Below are 1,504 nucleotides of genomic sequence, written 5' to 3' on the forward strand. Positions count from 1 at the left end.
CAGCTCCTGGGACACGGTCACCGCCCCCGGCCGCACCGGACGCTGACCGCCGATCCCGCACCGTCCATCACGGCACCGGCATGCCCGCCGGCCGCCGCCCCCTTCCACGGAGGTTCGCCGTGCCCAGCACCGGCATGTCCGAACGCGCCGCCCGCGCCGCGCTCGCCGCCCACTTCACCCCCGACCACGACGCCAGCGGCCGCCTCGCCCCGTACCGGCCGCGCGAGGAACTCGCCAACGCCCAGCCGACGTGCCGGTTCGTCATCCCGTCCGACGACGCGTGGCCCGCCTCCCTGTCCGACCTGGGGACCGGCTGCCCGCTCGGACTGTGGGTGCGCGGACACGAGCAGCTGGACACGCTGACCGCCCAGGCCGTGGCCATGACCGGCAACCGGGCCGCCACCGCGCAGGCCCTCACCCGGGCGCACGACTTCGCCACCGCCGTCGCCGAGGCCGGGCACACGGTCACCGCCACACTCGCCTACGGCGTCGACTCCACCGCCCACCGGGCAGCCGCCCAGGCCGGACAGGCAACACTCGCCGTCCTCCCGCGCGGCCTGGACCGCGCCCACCCGCACAACCACGCCCAGTTGCTGAGCTCCATCCCCGCGTGCGGCGGAGCGGTCGTCAGCCTCTTCAAGCCCGGCACCGAGACCAGCGGCGCCACCCTCCGGGCCAGCGCCACCCTGCTCGCCGGACTCGTGCGCGCGGTGATCCTCATCGAGGCCATAACGGATGGTTACTCGTTGCTCCGTTCACGCGACTGATGCTGCCGCCCGGAGCAGTGCGGACGGGTGAACCTGGCGAGGCCGAATCCGTTTCCTGGGGGCTTCACATGCCGTACACGCGCCCCTGCCCCGATCGGCTGCTCCACCGTCGTACGAATCCGTTCTTGACCATGTTGCAGCTGCTAGCTTCGCGACAGCGAGGCGGGGCGTAACGCATCGGGGGAAGCGGCGGTCATGGCTGGGGGCACGCAGGGTGACGACGACACGTACGGGCGGGCTACGGATCCGGCCGTGGACGCGGCCGAGCATCTCGCCGCAGCAATCGGCACGGAGGCGTGGTCGCAGGCACGGGACCAAGTCGTCGGTCTGCTATCCGACGAGGAAGGTCCGACCGGTGAGCGCGTCGAGGCCTGGGCGGCCGAGGCGCTGCGTCGCGAGCGAGAGGACGAGGACCCGAATGCCTATCTGATCGACTCGCTGCCGCAGCGGCAGCGGGAGATCGCGGCGGCGCTCGCGGATGACCCCGAACGGGCGGAAGAGGCGCGCCGGTTTACCGAGACGGTACGGTCTCTGCTGCCCCGGCCGGACGACACCGCCACGCAAGTTGCCGTGGCAACCGGCCACGGCACAGTCAACGCCGTCCAGAACGGCAACATTTACTACCAGGTCGTGCTGGGCCGCGCCCCGCGCCCCCGCAGACTCAGCCGAGGCACCGCCATCGCCGCGACCGCCACCGGGGGCACGGGTGCGGCGGCGGGTGGAGTCGCCGCCGCTCG

General features: G+C 73.0%; 2 protein-coding genes. Both read left to right on the forward strand.

From position 1 onward, the window contains the following. Nucleotides 1–119: 119 nt before the first annotated feature. On the forward strand, nucleotides 120–767 hold the full coding sequence (locus R6V09_RS52935; protein ID WP_317888527.1) for a DNA-processing protein DprA: 648 nt from the start codon (nucleotides 120–122) through the stop codon (nucleotides 765–767). A 195-nt stretch (nucleotides 768–962) separates the two neighbouring features. Next, nucleotides 963–1,504, forward strand: a 542-nt coding sequence (locus R6V09_RS52940) for a hypothetical protein (RefSeq protein ID WP_317888528.1), incomplete at its 3' end; no start/stop codon positions are given.

The sequence above is a fragment of the Streptomyces sp. W16 genome (assembly GCF_033194735.1).
GTDB lineage: Bacteria > Actinomycetota > Actinomycetes > Streptomycetales > Streptomycetaceae > Streptomyces.